We start from the raw sequence: 19,393 nt of genomic DNA on the forward strand, positions 1-19,393 counted from the left end.
TATTATGGATCAAGTATTTATGAAGATGTTCTGGAAAAAGGGAGATTGGGCTGCATTTTTCGGGTTGCTTGCTAACAATTTAACCAATCTGCTTACGATGATTTCACTGTTAATTTTTGTAGTAGGATTTCCGGAAGGTATGGTTTACGGCAGAGTCGTTCCTGCGTTTGGACTCGCGATTTTTATCGCAAGTATTGCTTATGGCTGGTTTGGATATCAGCTAGCCAAAAAAACAGGCCGAACGGATATAACCGCATTACCTTCAGGACCTAGTGCTCCATCGATTTTTACGGTAACTTTTCTAGTGTTAATTCCCGTATTTAGAGAAACCAATGATGCATCATTTGCGCTGCAAATTGGTCTCGTATGGTGCCTGTTCGAAGCTTTGATCCTTATTGTCGGCTCATTTCTGGGAGATGTGCTGCGTAAGGTTATTCCAAGAACCGTACTTTTATCTTGTTTGTCTGGACTTGGATTGTTATTGCTGGCCATGAACCCGATGCTGCAATCCTTTGAAACACCAGTGGTTGCCTTTGTTGTACTTGTGATCATCTTTATTAACTGGTTTGGCAAATCGCCGATATTCAAAAAAATTCCTACAGGATTTCTGCTGCTGATTGCTGGAACCGCGCTGGCTTGGATATTCGGTTTGCAGAATCCAGAAGCGATCACAACGGCTCTTTCAACACTGGGGTTTAATCCACCTGAGGTGCATATTACCAGCTTAATTCAAGGGATTCCGCATGCCTTGCCATACCTGGCTTCTGCAATTCCATTGGGACTGGCGAATTATATTTTTGACCTTGAAAATATTGAGAGCGCACATGCTGCGGGAGATCCTTATAACACTCGTAACGTTATGCTAACGAACGGGGTTGCTTCAAGTATTGGTGCTTTTACAGGTAATCCGTTCCCGGTAACTGTGTATATTGGTCATGCAGGCTGGAAATCTATTGGGGCTGGACTTGGTTATACCATAGCTTCTGGTTTCTCCATGTTAATTATTTGTCTCTTTGGCATAGGGGCACTGCTGTTGTCTATCATACCTGTTGTGGCGATTGTTCCGATTCTGGTCTATGTCGGGGTCGTTACGGCGAATCAGGTGGTTCGAGAGACACCTAAAAATGAAGTGCCCGTTATCTTTATCACCTTGTTCCCATGGATTGCTAACTGGGCTTTAACGCTTGCGAACAACATTTTTAATGCGGCTGAAACTTCGGCTTCTAAGGTGGGGATTGATCTCTTATTAAGTAAAGGGGTTTATTACAATGGGCTGATGCATTTAGGAAATGGTGCACCGCTTAGCAGCTTGATTTGGGGCTCCATCACTATTTTCTCTATCCTGAATAAACCACTGCGGGCTGCTGTCTTTGCTGTAATCGCGTCTGGCCTATCTTTATTTGGGATCATTCACGCGCCGAATGTTGGATTTGCTCAAGCTTCACTTATGCCGTTCGTATACGCCTATTTGATGGTTGCAGGATTATTTGTTTATAAGCATTTTTCAGACCTTCGTGACCCAGCGAACAAGCTGCAATCCGAATAAATAATTGATAAAAAGAAATAGGAGAGCTAAAGCCATGACTAATCAAACTCTGTCAGAAGATTTAATTCAAGCAGCGGATCGCGGGGATTTAGCTGCCGTAGAACAGCTTTTAGCTCGTGGTGCCGATGTTCATCATAAGGATGCCGGTGGTCGTACTGCGCTGATGGCGGCAACGCAAAAAAATCATATTCCTCTCGCTCAAAAGCTGATTGAAGCAGGCAGCGATGTGAATGCAAGAGATATCACTATGTTATCACCCTACCTGTGTGCCGGTGCCAATGGATTCCATGAGATTCTGTCTTTAACTCTTGCCGCAGGTGCGGATACAACCAGTGTAAATCGTTTTGGGGGAACTACACTGCTTCCTTCCAGCGAGAAGGGGTATCTAAGAACTGTTCAGAAATGCCTGGAAGCAGGTGTTGCAGTTAACCATATGAATAATCTGGGATGGTCTGCCTTGTTGGAGGCAGTAATTCTCGGGAATGGTGGCCGTTTATACTCCGATATTATTCAGTTGTTGGTGGATGCTGGAGCGGATGTTCAATTGCCGGATCGTGACGGCAAATCATCGTTGCAGCATGCAGAAGAACTGGGACAGGAGAGGGTCATCCGTATTCTCAATAAAGAAAAGCTACCGATTCATTCAAGTATTCAAAGCGCTCAAGAGCTAGCTCGGGCAGAGGATTTCCGGAAAGCAAGTTTGGTTATGGAACATGCAATGCAAGAGGACAGTAATAATTCAGACTTCTATTACTATAAAGGATACTTCTTAGGGGAACTCGGGAGATATGGGGAAGCTTTGGCAGCCTATCAACAGGCACTTACTATCGAACCGGATGACCTTGATTTCTATTTCTATACCGCAAATGCCTACCGAATGATGAAGCGATCCGAGCAAGCGTTAGCAGAGTATGATAAAGCGATAGAACGCGATCCTGGCGAAAGCTTCTTCCGCTATCATAAATCCAATTATTTAAGAGAGTTGGGCAGGCATGAGGAAGCGGTTAAAGTTATGGATCAGCTTCTGGAACAGCAGCCTGAACGGTATGATTTCTCGTTTCATAAGGCGAACAGCTTGAGATCACTTGGCCGGCATCAAGAGGCAGTTGAGGCGATTGAGAACGCAATTGCTAACGATCCGAGCAATCCTTTATATCATCATCATAAGGCACAGTCACTTGGTTTACTTGGTGATCATGAAATGGCCATTCAAGAAATAGATATTGCTATCAGCTATAATCCTGCCAATCCGGATTTTCACTCCGCGAAGGAACAATTTCAGCTGGCCCTTAAACGCTAATAAATGAGGATCAACTGATCCGTCAGGAGGAATGGAATGAGTAAATTTATAGTTGTAGCCATTGGCGGTAATTCATTGGTGAAAGACAATGGCCGCGATTCTATAGAGGATCAATCTGAGGCAGTACGTGAAATTGCTGTCAATATCGCTGATCTGGTGCAAGCAGGCAACGATGTGGTGGTTACTCACGGCAACGGTCCACAGGTTGGATTCGAGCTGAGACGAAGCGAGGTGGCTTCGGAAGTCACTGGAATGGATGTTACTCCGCTGGTCAATTGCGTGGCGGGCACGCAAGGGGGCATAGGCTATTTAATTCAGCAGGCCTTAACAAATGAATTCATTCATCGCAGATTAGACAAAAAGGTTGCCACAGTCATTACTCAGGTCGAGGTTAGCAAAAATGATCCGAATTTTCAGTCTCCCTCGAAACCAGTGGGCTCCTTCTTCACGCTTGAGCAAGCAGAGGAGATGAAGCGTGCCAAGCCAGATTGGGTCATCATTGAGGATTCAGGTCGTGGTTACCGCCGTGTTGTTCCATCACCTAAGCCGATTGATATCGTTGAAAAAGACGTCATTAAATCACTCATTGAGACGGGTTATGTGGTAATCGCTGTTGGCGGAGGCGGGATTCCTGTGATCAAAACCGAAAATAATACCTACGAAGGTATCGATGCGGTCATTGACAAAGACTTTGCTACAAGTCTGCTGGCCGAACAGATCGATGCAGAATCGCTGATCATTACAACAGGAGTTCCTCAGGTATGTGTGAATTTCGGTACGCCTGAGCAGAAGGCTCTTGAAGAAGTTACAGCGGCAGAAATGTTGGTATATGCGGAGCAGGGTCATTTTCCTGCTGGCAGTATGCAGCCTAAAATTGAAGCAAGTCTTAGCTTTTTGAAAAAAGAGGGACGTAGAGTTATCATTACCAATCCGGAAAATATGAAAGCTGCGATGAGCCAACAGGCTGGCACACATATTGTAAATTAATAGGATCTAATTTATCTCATTATTTCATGGAAACCGCCACTGATCTAAATCAGGGCGGTTTTTTGACATATTCATGAATTGTTATCTAACTGTTGCTTTCAGATGGCCATATTCTGGTGAATAAAAGGAAGATAAGAGGTAAAACTATGTCCACTATAGAGAAAAAAATACATTAAAATGCGGGGGTAAAAGATGATATCGAATAAAGGAACAACACAACGTTTTACCAGGGCTACAATTCTTTGTTGTATTTGTGCATGTATGGTATTGCTAAGTGGTTGCACTAAAGCAGCGGATGAGACTCAAGTGCCTACTCCAACAGCTCAAGTAGAAACTGCAGCACCTTCTGCAGAAGCAACTACACCTGTACCTACAAATAACGTAACAGAACAACCCCTAACATCTGCGTCACCCGGCTCAAATACTGGGAAACTTCCAGAGGGGGTTAGCGTTCAGAGAGTTATCAAGGAGGTTTCGTTAAAAGATAACTATCATAAAAAGGTTGAGCTGCTAACTGACGGAGGCAAGCAGGTCACCATTACAGATTCGAATCAAAAGATTGTTTTGCAGCAGATTGAATATGACGGAAGGATCACTGCTGTTAAGGGTAAACAGGTTACTGTTCAAGTAGAGGGCGGTAAAGAGCAAACCTTAACGATTCCTGATCATATAGTCATTGAAGATGAAGACAAGCTCGGATTGAATAATGGCGTTGAAATCGAGTGGACGGTAAATGCAGATGGACAAATCGAAAGTGTGGAATTGGACGATTAAAAATTTACCGAGGTGAGCTGGATGAAATTTCTAATCGTACTTGGTAGTATTCTTGTTCCCATTGTTATGCTGATGTTACAGGGGAAATCGATAAAGTGGCGTATGGTTTTTAATGTTGTTTCGGTCTTAAGTGCGATTATCTTTGGAAATATTTCCGCCTTGTCGATTTACGAGATATTAAGAGATCGTGCTGTGTTTATGACCTCGATCCATGCGATATTTTTGAATCCAATGTTTCTTATTACCGGAGCCTATCTTGGCGTATATTTAATTTATCGGTTGATGATAATTTCGTATGATGAGGTTTATATGTGATAGGTAGAATACAAATAGGGATGTTCCCTGAAGGGACACCCCTATTTGTGTTGTTAACAGGACCGATGCTTAAGAGGACTTTCCTACAACGTTTGTTCCGCTCTTCGTGATCTTGTAGGTGATAATATCCCCATTCCAGAAGTGGAACTTCAGGATAACCTCGCCGTCTTTAACATCTTTAAAGAACGCGGGAAGCAGCTTGATTTCTTTAGTGTTATAAGAAGGTGAGAAGGTATTGCCGAATTCCTTAAATGGAGTCCAGTCCTGCGGACCTGCATTGCCACCAGCGGTATATACAGCTTCCATTGTGGCAAGCTGGTTACCATTAAAGGTGGTCGGAATGGCAAAGGATTCAGTCGTGCCTTTTGCATCGCTTAATTTAGCTGTATCATACACAATGACCTTAAGTCTCCACGCAACACCCTTGTTGAATTTCAGAGTCAGCACGGCATTTTCACCGTATTTTTGGGAAGCTGTGAGCTTTTTGAGTTGGCTGGCTTTGAGGGTGAGCTCCTCACCATTTAAGGTGTAATCTTTACCTTTGGTCAGATACTTTCCGTTGGCACTAATGGTGGTTAGCTTATTGCCGTTCAGGTTTAGCTTAACCTTGGTATCTTTGATTTGTGCACCTTTTTTTAGGTAGACCAAATCGCTTTCGGTGCTGGAGGAACGCTCCTTCAGACCAGACATTAATACATTGTGGAGTTCAGGATCAGACCACTTATAAGTTTTACGGTTGAAATGCTGCCCGTTATCCCAGAGCATGGAAGTCATTTTCTTTTCTTTCAAATAATAAGTCAGATACTCAAAGAATTTAAGCTTCTCGCCCTGTTCAATCACACCCGTGTCTTTATCGAACCCGAGTAAACCAAATTCACCGACGATGACAGGGATGCCTTTAGCTACAAATGTATTGTAAACGTTATCAAAAGTTTGAGTGATATCGTTTTTTGTATCTTTTTCAAACGTGGTGTAGCCGGCAATGTTCACACTAAAAGGCCAGAAGCCATAGAAGTGAACGGTCGCAATAATATTTGGATCGTTCAGAGCCGTAATCGTCTTATAGAGATGATCCATTCTTGTTTGCGTAGGTGAAGACTCTAATGAAGGTAATACAAGTGGGCGGAGGTCGTTTTTCCCACCGGATTTGCGCACGATTTGATAGAAAGAGTTATTAAGTTCAGTAAGCATTTGCTCCATTTTTGCTTCGTCTGTGCTTCCACCATCGGTGAATCGAGGTTCATTTATGCTCTCGAACATCAGCTTATCGGATTTGTCCTTGAAGCGATCGGCAATTTGAGTCCAGGCTGCATTATAACGTGCCAGCGTTTCATCGTGTTTTTCTTCCATATGGCTTACCCATAGCCAGGAATCATGATGGACATTAATCATGACATAAAGCTTGGCGTCCAGTGCCCAGCCGACAACTTCTTCCACGCGGTCGAGGTAGGCCTTTTCTAGGGTATAGTCTGGTGCCGCACCCATGTGAGTATCCCAGGTCACAGGAATCCGAATGCTTTTATAGCCTTGAGCGGCGATCTTTTTAATAAGATCTTGGGTCACACGTGGATTGCCCCAGGAGGTTTCATCCTCACCTGTAGCATCTAAAGTATTGCCAAGGTTCCATCCGGGCTGCATTTCGTCTACATAGGATTGGATCTTACTCTTTGGCGCTGCCTTAGCTTGTTGCTCGTCCTTAGTTGCAGCTGCGGCCATGGATGAGAACAGAGAGAGCAGAAGAGCGGTGACAAGTGTCAATGATAAGAAGGATTTCTGGATTCGCGTAGTCATTGAATTCTCCTTTGTGAGATAAATTTAGGATGCTTGGACCTGGCTTTGACGCTGTACTTGGTGGTTAGATGAACACAAACACCTCCAGTTTTATTTTGTAAACGCTTTCTGAATATACCCTAACATAGAATACACTTAGCGAGTACCTTACTAATTTGTGGTAAATTCATATAAGAATTAGTGATTTAAATTAATTTACCCCACAGTTGGATAAAGAAATTATTTGAATAACCCTACTCGTAGAAATTGGTTATTAAATAGGATTATCTCTAGCTGCCCGTTATACAAAAAAGAAATATAACATGACAAAAACATATATATTAGATATGATGAAGCATGAAAATTTAAAATTAGGAATAGGTGCCAACTATGAATGTTGCGGAAGTACAATCATAGATTGGTTAAATGGAAAGCGGGTGTGAATCCCGCGCGGTCCCGCCGCTGTGAAAGAGGAGTCCTTGCAAAATGCCACTGGGAAACTGGGAAGGCAGCAAGGGTGATGATACTTGAGCCAGAATATCTGCCTTTTTCTGTTACACCATCAAACTCTACGATCGATAGAGAGGTGCTTGAATAGTGTTTGCCAGCTATTATTGTGGTTCACTATCTTAACCTCTTGACGTTTATGTTGAGTGGTTTTTTTGTGGTTATGAGAAAGTTTATTCTGTTTTTTATCATAGGTATGAAGGGAAGGGTTATGGAAAAATGAAGAAACATAAGTTTTTAGCGTGGTTACTTATTGTAGCTGTATTTATTACGACATTCTCTACAAGTGTAATCCCGGCTCAAGCAGATGGAGCAAGCTCTACCCTTAAAGGGTATGTATCTGTATCCGTAGAGAAATTCACCTTAGGCCAAGGGTATATTAACGAACCTATTAAAGTTCCGATTTATGAAGGCGATAATGGCGCATCTTTAATAACACGTGCGCTAGGTGATGGGAATTATAGATATTTAGGAAATATAGATAGTGGTTTTTATTTATCAGAAGTTAAAGATAGTGGCAGAAGTGAAGTCAATATTCCACAATATATTTTAGATATGATTTCAGCCGATGGGAATACAGTCGGCACTAAAGCAGACCCAGATTGGTTAAGTCAGTTTGACTACACCTCCATGTCGGGTTGGATGTATGCAGTAAATAATGTGTTTCCTCCGTTTGGGATGACCGATTATAAGCCTCAAGACGGTGACATCATTCGAACTCAGTTCACCACTTATGGCTATGGTTCTGATCTTGGCGGCTGGGGGGAAATCCCAGTTCAACTTGCCAATAAGGATGCTTTAACTGCGGAAATCGCCGAGATTAATAGTGCCCCTAATAAAGAAACTATTTTGGACAGACCAGTAGTGCAATCGGCAGTTTATGAAGCCTATTCCGTGCTCGAAAACATGGCAAGCTCTCAAATAAGTGTAGATCATGCGCTTGTCGGTCTTAATAATGCATTAGACATTGAACCCCCTGTTATTACAGTAAGTGGCATACAAGATAAACAGGAAGTATCCAATAAAGAAATAAGCTTCAAAGTAGCTGTCACAGACAATGTATATAGTGACATTACTCCAGAAGTGAAGCTGAATGGAGTTACTTTATCACCTGCAAATGGGGAGTACAAAGCTACTCTGAATTCAGGCAGTAATGCAATTACTGTAACGGCTCTTGACGGAGCTGGAAACAAAACAAATGTAACTTATCAGGTTACTTACAAACTGGAAACTACAGTTGCCGTCAAACAACAGTTAGATAAAAACCTTGCTTATATTTTAAATACTGTAAAGAATCCAACGTTTGGAACAGGCAGCGGAGAATGGTCGATCCTTTCTCTGGCACGGGCGAACTATACAGTACCTAACGGTTATTATGATCTCTATTACAATAATGTAGCTACGAAAATAGCATCAATCATTAAAGAGGATGGAAAACTCGACGCCAATAAAAGCACAGAGAATTCCAGAGCGATTCTAGGACTTACCTCTATCGGAAAAGATATCACAAATGTTGCGGGATATGATCTGAGAAAAGCACTCGCTGATTATCAATATATCCAAAAGCAAGGCAATAATGGTCCGATTTTTGCTCTGATCGCGTTAGATAGCCATAACTATGAGATCCCTGTAGTTGATGGAGTTACAGAACAGACCACAAGAGAAAAACTAGTTCAGTACATTTTAGATAAAGAGGTTAAAAAAGGTACAGCAGAAGCTGGTGGCTGGGCATTAGGCGTAACCAAAGCCGATGTCGATATGACTGCGATGGCGATGCAAGCTCTTGCACCTTATTATGCAACCCGTGATGATGTAAAAGCTGCCGTGGATCGGGCCATCCAATGGCTGTCCGATAACCAAAACAATCAAGGCGGATTTACAAGCTGGGGAAGCACTAGCAGCGAGAGTATCTCGCAGGTAATTGTAGCCTTAACTGGTGTAGGTGTAGATCCGCACACTGACGCTAGATTTGTTAAAAGTGGAAATTCGCTTATTGATGCATTACTTAGCTTTGCTGCACCTGAGGGTGGATTTAAGCATATCCTCACAGGCAAAGTAGACAATATGGCAACGGACCAAGGTACGTATGCACTTGTGTCCTATGATCGTCTGCTCAATCATAGCAACCGTCTCTTTGATATGAATGATGTGAAACTGGAACAACCAGAAGAACCGGGGCCTGGGCAACCAGAGGGTCCGAAAGAACTTCCGTTACCTTCTGGGGAGAACCCGAAAGTTGAAATCCCAAATGACGCTAATGATTATATCGTTCCGATCAGCGCTGGAGATAGCAACAAAGAAATCACAGTAGCTATTTCAGAAGAAAATCAATCAAAGGTTAGTGTCAATTTACCAAGTAATAGCGTCCTTCCTCAGATAGAGGCCATAAAAGGTAACGTATCTGTAGTCATTCCTAAGGGTGCAAAAGTTACAAGTGGGGATGCCTCTGCGATTGAACTGATTTCAGCTTTAACCGGTGCAGAATCTGCACTAAAAGATAGTGTGAATCAGATTATTCCTGGGGACAAGAAGCTTGATAACATTCTTCAAGCATTTTCCATGGGTGGTAGTGCAAGAGTAGAATTTAGTCAATTTATTACGTTAACCTTTAAGGACCTTAAAGGAAAAGAAGCTGCTTATATTCAAAATGGCACCCCTCATGCCATTCAAAAATTTGCAAGTGATGACTTAGGTTTTGCAAGCGGTAAGTCTGAGTATGCCTATGATAGTGGAAATGACTTAATTGTAAAAACCAATCACTTCACTGACTACATTGCGTATGCTTCCAGTGCAGTACAAACACCTGGTGGCGACGGTGGTAACGGTAATGGTAGCGGAAATGGTGAAGGAAATGGCGGCAACAATGGTGGCGGAACCACTCCATCGAAACCATATGTAATCCTGTCCGTGGATAAGCTTACGATTAATAAGGGATATGTTGTTCCATCTGTACAGGTAGAGCTACAATCTGGTGACACAGTGTGGTCTGTACTAAAAAGAGTGCTGGATAGCCGCGGTATCGACTATAGAGATTCCTGGAACAGTGACTTTGGAAGTGTATATGTTGAATCCATAGCTGGTGATGGGGAATTTGACCATGGCAGCGGCAGTGGATGGATGTATAATGTGAATGGGAAATATCCTAATTATGGAGCATCTTCATATGACCTAAGTTCCGGGGACAGAATTCAGTGGCGTTATACTACGAATTTGGGTGTGGATCTAAATGCACCGATACCAACTACAAGCCCTACTCCAACCCCAACGCCTAAGCCTGGTGCTACTCCTGCTCCTGGTGGGGGAGCTAATCCGGAAGCCGGCGTTGATCCAAATGTGAGTCCTTCTCCAACAGTGACTCCTAAGGATCCTACCCAGAACACGAATGATATTAAACAACTGTATACAGATGCTGATAAGATCTCTTCCTGGGCCTATTCAGCGATTGAAACAGCTACAGTAAAAGGATATATCCAAGGTAATAATGGTCAGGTGAATCCGAAAGCTTATATCACAAGAGCGGAGTTCACTAAGATTCTCGTTTCTGCATTAGAATTTGATATTAAGAGTGATAAAGGTATTACCTATAAGGATGTCGCTCTAGGCGATTGGTTCTATCCATATGTGAATGCTGCGCATAAGGCAGGTCTAATCACAGGCTTTAATAATGAATTTAAGCCAAATGACAAGATTACTCGTGAGCAGATGGCAGCAATTATCGTCAGAGCATTGGCCATCCCGGCGACGAAGCCAGGAACAGCGATTAAAGATATCAACACCGTATCGGCATGGGCCAAAGCAGATGTAGAGACCGTTGTTGCGACTGGTTTGATGTTAGGTGATGATAATCAATTTAAACCTAAAGAGCTTGTAACTAGAGAAATGGCGGCTGTTGTAGCTACTAGAACCCATGATTATAAGAGTGGGAACAAAGTGGTTAGTCCGACTATTCAGAATAAAGCAGTTAGTTCTTATATTCAGAACACAGCTGCCTTTTTGCAAAAAACAGTAACAAACCCGGTTATCTCCTCGGTTGGCGGGGACTGGACAGTGTTCGGGCTGGCACGTTCAGGCGTGAAGGTTCCAGATAGTTATTACACTAAGTACTACGCGAATGTAGAAACAACTCTTAAAGAAAAAGCTGGGAAGCTGCATAGCGTAAAATATACGGAATATGATAGAGTTATTTTGGCATTAACTTCAATCAACAAAAATATTGATAAAGTGGCGGGTTATAACCTACTGGAACCGCTCGCGGATTTTGATACTGTAATTAAGCAAGGTATTAATGGACCTGTGTTTGCTCTCATTGCACTGGACAGTAATCATTACGACATTCCAGTGGTTAAGGGTGTAAAGACGCAGACGACTAGAGAGCTGCTCATTGATTATATTTTGGGCAGAGAGATCAGCGGCGGTGGATGGGCACTAGGCAGTAATGCTACAGCGGCTGATCCAGATATCACGGGGATGGTCATTCAAGGCTTAACGCCTTATTACAAAACCAACGCCAAAGTAACAGCTGCTGTGGACCGGGGGATTGCCTGGTTATCCAAAACACAGACTGCAGACGGTGGTTTTGCAAGCTGGGAATCTACAAATTCCGAAAGCATCGCTCAGGTGATTGTAGCTTTAACTGGCCTTGGTATTGACCCGCATAAGGATTCCAGATTTATTAAAAATGGACATTCCGCAGTAGACGCATTGCTTAGTTTTGCTGCACCTGAAGGTGGCTTTTATCACGTGAAGCAGGGTGGAGTAGGCAATGGAGGCGCGCAACCAGGAGAAGTAGATCTTATGGCTACGGATCAGGCGATGTATGCACTGGTTTCCTATGATCGGCTCGTTAATGGCCAGACACGTCTTTATGATATGACTGACGTCAAATAGAATTTTATTTAGAGAGATAAGCAAGGGTAGCGTGTATACCCTTGCTTATTATTTAAGGTGGGACTAGAGAAATGAACAAGAAGAAATGGTTAACCGCGATACTAATCATAGGTGTATTGGCTATTGCCTTCTTTTGGGGCGGGGATTACCAGAAGAGCCCAAACAAGGTCGCAAGTAGTAGCGTTGAGACACAGGTTATAGAGCCAGAGAACACTGCTTCCGCAACAAATGATGATGTTGAACACACTGAGGCCATCGCTACCGAGACAACAGAGATAACACCGTCAGCTACGCCAAGTGAAACAGCTAAGCCCATTGAAACCCTAAAACCAAATGAATCGGCAACACCAACGGAAGCTGTAACACCAACAGGAACTGCAGCACCAACAGAAGTTGTAACACCGGTCGCAACAACAAAACCTGCTGCAACGAAGCAACCGACCGCAACGCCGAAAGCGGCTAAAACGTCCGTGCCGGAAACGAAAGCGACGGCAAAACCAGTAATCAAACCGGATTCAAAAGTAGCGACAACAGAAACCAAGCAGGAACCGAAAAAGGATAAATTTCTTACCGATCCAGTGCCAAGCGGGAAACCTAAGCCCGTGGAATGGCAAGATGCAACGGTAGATAAGAAGAAGCAATTAACGGCTACCTTGTCCGTCTCAGCGGCAACAATTTTAGATAACATGGATATTTTTAATCAGGATAAGCTTGAAGTATTGCCGGCAGATGGTATCATTTATAAAGCGCAGAAGGTAACCTTTTATGAAGGTGAGTCTGTGTTTGATGTTTTACTAAGAGAAATGAAAAAGAATAAAATCCATATGGAATTCAGTATGACGCCGATCTATAACAGTAATTATATTGAAGGTATAAATAATCTGTATGAATTCGATGCTGGAGAGCTTAGTGGATGGATGTACAAAGTAAATGGCTGGTTCCCTAACTACGGCAGTAGCCGCTATGTTCTCAAAGATGGAGATGTCATTAATTGGGTATACACTTGTGATCTAGGTCGAGATGTGGGTGGTTATGTAGCCACAGGAGGAGCTCAGAAATAATGAAGGATAGCTTTTCTACCTTTCATCCGTTTGTGAATTTTCTATATTTTGTTGTTGTATTGCTGTTTAGCATGGTGTTCATGCATCCTATATTTCAAGTGATTGCCCTTATTAGTGCTGTAGCCTACTCAATTATGTTAAAAGGAAAAAAGGGCATCCGATTTAATCTGCTTTACATGATTCCTTTTCTGCTGTTTATGGCAGTGATGAATCCTGTTTTTAATCACCAAGGGGTAACGATCTTGTTCTATTTAAACAACGGGAACCCTATTACGAAAGAATCGATTCTTTATGGCGTGGCAGCGGCGTGTATGTTTGTGACGGTAATTATTTGGTTCTCCTGTTATAACGTCGTGATGACCTCGGATAAGTTTATTTATATATTCGGAAAAATACTGCCGGCACTGTCGTTGATTTTTTCGATGGTGCTTCGTTTTGTTCCTAGATATTTAGCGCAAATCAAGGTGATTTCTAATGCTCAAAAATGTATAGGCCGGGATGTCTCACAGGGAAATCTCCTCGCGCGTGCGCGGAATGGCATTACGATCCTCTCCATTATGACCACCTGGGCTTTGGAAAATGCGATTGAGACAGCGGATTCCATGAGATCGAGAGGGTATGGATTGCCGGGCCGTACAAGCTTTTCTATCTTTCGGTTAGATGCCCGAGACAAAGTAGCCCTCTTGATCATGACAGGTTTAATTGCGCTGGTAGCCGTAGGGGCAGTGATGGGTGAGAACACCATGAGATTCTATCCGTCGATTAAAGCGAGCGCAATTACGCCTTTTAGTATTCTTATATATATCGCTTATTTTGCGTTATGTATGATCCCAGTGCTCATCAATATGGTGGAGGCAATGAAATGGAAATCTATCGAATCGAAGAACTAAGCTTTACTTTTCCTGAACAAGAGCAAGCGGCTCTTTCGAATATTAATCTTACGATTGAAAGTGGAGACTTCATTACTATTTGTGGAAAGTCAGGCTGTGGCAAAAGCACTCTGCTTAGGCAACTGAAAACAATTCTAACCCCACATGGCAATCGCCAAGGGACGATTTATTATAAGGGTCAACCTGTAGAGGAGATCGATCAACGCACACAGGCCGCGGAAATTGGTTATGTACTCCAAAGTCCGGATAATCAAATTGTGACAGATAAAGTATGGCATGAGCTTGCCTTTGGGCTAGAGAGCTTGGGGTATGATCATTCTACGATTCGTCTGCGTGTGGCGGAAATGGCCAGTTTTTTTGGGATCCAGACCTGGTTTCATAAAAGTGTGACTGAGTTATCAGGCGGCCAGAAGCAGCTGCTTAACTTAGCCTCCATAATGGCTATGCATCCCTCGGTTCTAATCCTCGATGAGCCTACCTCCCAGCTAGATCCTATTGCGGCTTCCGATTTTCTGGAGACGGTCAAAAAAATAAATCGTGAGCTGGGAACAACCGTGATCATGACCGAGCATCGTCTAGAGGATGTTCTTCCGCTTACAGATCGGTTGATTGTGCTGAATGAGGGAGCTGTGATCGCCGATGATACCCCGCAAAAGGTGGGCGAGGCTTTAAGTAAGCTGAACCATCCGATGTTTCTGTCCATGCCCTCACCGATGCAGATTGTTGCAGGAGTAGATCATGACTTAGCGTGGCCTGTGACTGTGAAGGAAGGGCGCCAATGGTTGGATGCTTTTCTAAAGGGTAAGACTCCTGCAACGGTGGCAGAAACTCAGCCTAGCACGAAAGAGGCCGGCCCTGTAGTCATAAAGTTTAAGGACGTATGGTTTAAATATGATAAAAATGGACCGGATATCATTAAAGATTTGTCGTTTGAAGTGAAGCAAGGGCAATTTTATTGTATTGTTGGCGGGAATGGAACAGGGAAGACATCGACGCTGTCGCTGATGAGCGGGATCCTTCAGCCATACAGAGGGAAGGTTCTTATCGGCGGGAGCAACCCTGCGAAGATGAATGCCAAAGCGTTGTTTACTAACAATCTGGGCATCCTCCCGCAAAATCCGCAAACCTTATTTGTGAAAAAAACAGTCGAGCTAGATTTATATGAAATGTTATCCCAGCTCTCTTTGACGAAGGAAGAAAAAACCGCCAGAGTTGAAGCTGTGGTAAAGTTCGCAGAACTGGAACATCTCCTCTCCATGCATCCGTATGATCTCAGCGGGGGAGAACAACAGCGTGCAGCGTTGGCGAAGGTGCTTTTGTTAGAACCAAAGATTCTGCTGTTGGATGAACCGACCAAAGGACTGGATGGACCCTTCAAAGAGAAGCTAGCCGTATTCCTGCAAAAACTCAATGCCGAAGGCGTTACTATTGTAATGGTCTCGCATGATGTTGAATTTTGTGCCAAGTATGCTGAGGTCTGCGCCATGTTTTTTGATGGAAGTATCATCACTACGAATGAAGCACAGAAGTTTTTTGCGGGAAACAGCTTCTATACAACGGCCGCCAACCGTATGGCGCGTCATGTATGGAATGAGGGAGTAACGATAGAGGGTGTGATTGATTTATGTCAAAGAAGCAGATAACGGATCGTCGTTTGAGTCGTCGAACTTTATTAGCGGCACTACTAATCCTCATAGTCATTCCAGCTACGATTTTATTAGGCATCTTTGTGCTAAATGATCGGAAGTATTATTTTATCAGTCTATTAATTGTTATCTATACGATGATTCCTTTTGCGATGGTATTCGAGAACCGGAAGCCGCAGGCGAGGGAGCTGATCGTTATAGCGGTGTTAGCAGCCATTGCCGTGGCGGGACGCGCAGCCTTTTTTATGTTGCCGCAGTTTAAGCCAGTGGTTGCTATTGTCATCATCGCAGGGGTAAGCTTGGGTGCGGAGGCAGGGTTTCTGGTTGGCGCTGTTGCAGGCTTTGTCTCGAATTTCTTCTTTGGGCAGGGGCCTTGGACGCCTTGGCAAATGTTTTGTTTTGGCATCATTGGCTTCCTGGCGGGCATTTTCTTCAAGAAGGGTCTGCTTAAAAAGAATAAGCTGTCGCTGTGTATATTCGGAGGCTTAGCGACGTTTTTCGTATACGGAGGCATTATCAATATAGGCTCGTTGATGATGTTCACTTCAGAGTTCTCATGGCCGGCTTTAATGACCACTTATATTTCAGGTTTTTGGTTTGATATGGTGCATGCGATCTCGACGGTGGTGTTTTTGTTTTTTATTGCTAATCCTATGATTGAGAAGTTGGATCGGATAAAAACGAAATATGGGTTGATTGAGCCTTAGGTTCTTGGTATTAGCTTTTGGACGTTGTGCGCTTTTTACGCTGGCGGACGCTCCGCTTTTCCACAATCAGTCCGTTCTCTCCGCTGCTATCAGCGCGAATTCCAAAACACCAACACACAAACACAAATACAAACTAAAGGCTCAACGCCTCCCGCTTCGGTTTTTACCGGAAGGGGGAGGGGAACTAGTGGCTACGAATCAAGCCACTGTGACAAGCCACTGAAAAGAGAATATACCTAGTAGTGATGCTCCTAGGTGAAGACTTATAAAAACAGGCGATGTTCCGGTATCCGGTATCGCCTGTTTTTGTCGATTCTGTGGAGTATCTCATTCATTATGCCAAACGTCCTAGAAGTTCATATCCCTATTTTTTTATTTAATGTATAATTCAGAGTGGTTTTTAACATTTTCTTACGAAAAATGGAAGTAAACTAGGTAGCTCGCTCATTTAGAAAATTATAGAACCTTTAAATAAATAGATTAAAAATAATGGGGAGATTTATTTGAGCACACATGTTACCAAAACATTCAAGTCTTTAGACCAACAAATTGATTTATTAAAAGAAAGAAAACTAATTATTAGAGATGAAGAAAAAGCTAAACGACATTTATTAGAAAAGAATTATTTTGACTTGGTAAATGGATTTGAAACATTGTTATTAACTGATTCAAAAGCTACTAATAAAGAATACAATGGTCTTTTTTTTGAAGACTTTTTATTGTTGTATGATTTTGATAAAAAATTGAATTTAGAGATTTTGAAAATTATAGATAAATTTGAAATCCGTTTGAAATCTTCTATGGCATATCGGTTTTGTGAAAAACATTATTTAAATGCTTCTGATTCTGCATGTTACATTGATATTAATAAGTATACGAATCCACGTTCAAATCATTTGAGTTTACCTAAAGATTTAGCTAAGAATATTTCAGGACATAAAATATTTCAGACAAATATTTATTTCAATGGGGCTACGTATAGTAATTTCATTGAGCATTGCAGAGCTAAATATCCTTATATATCTACTTATGATCACCCGCCGTTCTGGGTGACTATTAAAGTCCTTGAGTTTGGTTCTCTCTTTAGTTTATTATTAGGATTTGAAAGAGATGTTTTTGAAAAGGTCATTGAAGATATGGGGATGAAGTACATTGATAAACAAAAGTTTATCAACTCAGTACGAATTTTTATTGAATTAAGAAATACTTGTGCACATTTTCAATTAGTTAATAGATTTCGGACATCGAATCGTTTAAGGATTGATTCGGGTTTGATAAATGATTTAGGTTTAAGAACCAAAATTAATACTGCAGGAATTTCAACTTATTATGAAATAAGACTATATGACACTTTATTAGTACTTTCCCAGTTTGAAAGTCTAAAAGATATAGAAAAGCTATTTAAAGATTTTTATTTTAGACGTTGTAATTCAAAACGTGAAAAAAGCTTAATGGTAAAGATGTTCGAAAGAATGGGGCGGGGAAAGCATTCAGATTGGTTTAAACTAGGTATTAAATGATTTTTTCTTTATTAATTTTAGAATATATGTTATTATTTATACATAAAATAATCGTGCGTGACGGCGAGTTATCCGAGACAAAGGTTAACTGTTTAGTCAAAAAAAGAGATGCTTATAAGCATCTCTTTTTTTTATTCATTTCATCATAAATAATTAAAATGAATTTTTTAAAACCTATTACCATCTATCGCTCCGTTACAACACTTTGCGATGAACTTTGCACCACGGGCTGCCTATGAGTGGCTTCAAGTGTGGAGAGGTCACCGTCCAGTGTTTTGAGTCCGGGGAGCAGCAAGGCTGCGCTGGCGCAGAGCATTGGAAGCAAGCCGGCGATGACAAAAAGTGCAGGCACACCATAGAGTTCAGCAATCGCGGCGCCGGCAAAAGCACCAAAAGGCTGTAAACCGCCACCGATTAAAAAACGGATGGAGTTGACTCTTCCTTGCAGATTGCTCGGAACCAGACGTCCATGGAGTGAAGAGCTTAAGGAGCCGAAGAAGGGGCCTATCGTTCCGGTGGCGAATACGGCGGCGAGAGCAAAAGAAAAACTAGGAAACAACCCCCATAATGTTGTAACTAAACCGATGGTCCCCAGACTTCCGAGCATGACAAACCGCCTCTTTTTAATTTCCCCTATCATGGAAATGACGCTTAGCCCGACTAAGGTTCCAAGTGCGAAAACTGTACTAAGTGTGCCCATCGTCGCCGCATCACGGTGGAGCACTTCGCGTACAAAAGGAACCATCATGGTCCAGACGGCAATGGAGCTTAGATTACTAATAGAGGCCATCATCATTATCGTAAGCATGGCGGGGAATTGTTTATAGAAGGTAAAGCCCTCAGCTATTTCGCGAACGTAGATGGCAATGGAGAAACGGCCTGGAGCTGGAGAGGGCTTGGGTAGCTTCTGCAGGCACAGCAAGGTAGTGATGGCCGCAACGTAACATAACATGTTGATGCTAAGGGCTGGCAGCGCGCCACTGGCAGCGGTCAACGCCCCAGCCAGGGCGGGGCCCAGCAAGACTGCTGCACTTTTGCTGCCATCGATGATAGCAAAAGCCCGCACCAGCTTCCGGCTATCGGCAACGCCGGGAATAACAGCCATGGCTGTTGGCATGAACAGGGCGGCGCAGGCCCCGCTGAGACCAGCGGCGACAAACAGATGCCACAGCTGCAGTTGGCCAGCCAGACCCATGCCAAGTGGCAATGCTATAGCCAGCAGGCGAATGGCTGCCAAGCAGGCCATAAAGCGTACCCGGTGGAGTCGGTCGGACAGCGGCGAGCCCAGCAAGCGCAGCAGCAGCTCAGGTATGCCGGAGCTGAGTGCGAGTGCTCCCATCGCTAGTTTGGAACCCGTCAGCTCATAGACGAGCCATTCCATAGCCAACAAGCCAAAAGCATCCCCAAAAGCACTTAAAGTTATGGTTGAGAGTAAACCATAATAGCTGCGTTTTATCATAGCCTGTTCGCTCCTTTCTTATAT

At 43.0% G+C, this 19,393-nt stretch carries 13 protein-coding genes and 1 riboswitch; of the genes, 11 read left to right on the plus strand and 2 right to left on the minus strand.

The features are described from left to right. Positions 1 to 4: 4 nt before the first annotated feature. From NST40_RS03855 to NST40_RS03875, 5 genes are all read left to right on the plus strand, one after another. Complete coding sequence (locus NST40_RS03855) at positions 5 to 1,546, plus strand: xanthine permease (RefSeq protein ID WP_342410415.1); 1,542 nt, start codon at positions 5 to 7, stop codon at positions 1,544 to 1,546. Between the two features lie 34 nt (positions 1,547 to 1,580). Continuing rightward, entirely contained in the window at positions 1,581 to 2,846 is a 1,266-nt protein-coding gene (locus NST40_RS03860) for a tetratricopeptide repeat protein (RefSeq protein WP_076276986.1), read from the plus strand. Between the two features lie 36 nt (positions 2,847 to 2,882). Further along, positions 2,883 to 3,833: a carbamate kinase gene (arcC, locus tag NST40_RS03865; protein WP_076105343.1), complete on the plus strand. Its 951-nt coding sequence runs from the start codon at positions 2,883 to 2,885 to the stop codon at positions 3,831 to 3,833. Positions 3,834 to 4,025: 192 nt separating this feature from the next. Beyond that, positions 4,026 to 4,607 (plus strand): hypothetical protein, encoded by a 582-nt coding sequence (locus NST40_RS03870; RefSeq protein ID WP_076221251.1) that lies wholly within the window; start codon positions 4,026 to 4,028, stop codon positions 4,605 to 4,607. Between the two features lie 21 nt (positions 4,608 to 4,628). Beyond that, positions 4,629 to 4,922 carry a transposase gene (locus tag NST40_RS03875; protein WP_342410416.1) on the plus strand — a complete coding sequence of 98 codons (294 nt, stop codon included), beginning with the start codon at positions 4,629 to 4,631 and terminating at the stop codon, positions 4,920 to 4,922. Positions 4,923 to 4,991: 69 nt separating this feature from the next. On the opposite strand, the gene NST40_RS03880 is transcribed toward NST40_RS03875, so the two are convergent. Continuing rightward, complete coding sequence (locus tag NST40_RS03880; RefSeq protein ID WP_339246463.1) at positions 4,992 to 6,713, minus strand: cellulase family glycosylhydrolase; 1,722 nt, start codon at positions 6,711 to 6,713, stop codon at positions 4,992 to 4,994. 341 nt (positions 6,714 to 7,054) lie between these two features. Beyond that, positions 7,055 to 7,256, plus strand: a riboswitch (cobalamin riboswitch). Positions 7,257 to 7,418: 162 nt separating this feature from the next. On the opposite strand from NST40_RS03880, the gene NST40_RS03885 reads away from it, so the two are divergent. The 6 genes from NST40_RS03885 (at position 7,419) to NST40_RS03910 (ending at position 17,910) form a co-directional block, all read left to right on the plus strand. After that, positions 7,419 to 12,086: an S-layer homology domain-containing protein gene (locus tag NST40_RS03885; protein WP_342410417.1), complete on the plus strand. Its 4,668-nt coding sequence runs from the start codon at positions 7,419 to 7,421 to the stop codon at positions 12,084 to 12,086. A 71-nt stretch (positions 12,087 to 12,157) separates the two neighbouring features. Beyond that, positions 12,158 to 13,147 (plus strand): DUF4430 domain-containing protein, encoded by a 990-nt coding sequence (locus NST40_RS03890; RefSeq protein ID WP_341001191.1) that lies wholly within the window; start codon positions 12,158 to 12,160, stop codon positions 13,145 to 13,147. Further along, positions 13,147 to 14,037, plus strand: coding sequence for an energy-coupling factor transporter transmembrane component T (locus NST40_RS03895; protein ID WP_076130087.1), 891 nt, complete (start codon positions 13,147 to 13,149; stop codon positions 14,035 to 14,037). The genes NST40_RS03890 and NST40_RS03895 overlap by 1 nt, the downstream gene beginning before the upstream one ends. Beyond that, positions 14,010 to 15,680: an ATP-binding cassette domain-containing protein gene (locus NST40_RS03900; RefSeq protein ID WP_076276991.1), complete on the plus strand. Its 1,671-nt coding sequence runs from the start codon at positions 14,010 to 14,012 to the stop codon at positions 15,678 to 15,680. Before NST40_RS03895 ends, NST40_RS03900 begins: the two co-directional genes overlap by 28 nt. Next, entirely contained in the window at positions 15,662 to 16,390 is a 729-nt protein-coding gene (locus NST40_RS03905) for an ECF transporter S component (protein ID WP_036684891.1), read from the plus strand. Before NST40_RS03900 ends, NST40_RS03905 begins: the two co-directional genes overlap by 19 nt. A gap of 503 nt (positions 16,391 to 16,893) precedes the next feature. After that, entirely contained in the window at positions 16,894 to 17,910 is a 1,017-nt protein-coding gene (locus NST40_RS03910; RefSeq protein ID WP_076276992.1) for an Abi family protein, read from the plus strand. A gap of 184 nt (positions 17,911 to 18,094) precedes the next feature. On the opposite strand, the gene NST40_RS03915 is transcribed toward NST40_RS03910, so the two are convergent. Continuing rightward, positions 18,095 to 19,369, minus strand: a complete 1,275-nt coding sequence (locus NST40_RS03915; protein WP_076219452.1) for an MFS transporter — start codon at positions 19,367 to 19,369, stop codon at positions 18,095 to 18,097. Positions 19,370 to 19,393 lie beyond the last annotated feature (24 nt).

It is taken from the genome of Paenibacillus sp. FSL R10-2778 (genome assembly GCF_038593035.1).
In the GTDB taxonomy this organism is placed as follows: Bacteria; Bacillota; Bacilli; order Paenibacillales; family Paenibacillaceae; genus Paenibacillus_AQ; species Paenibacillus_AQ odorifer.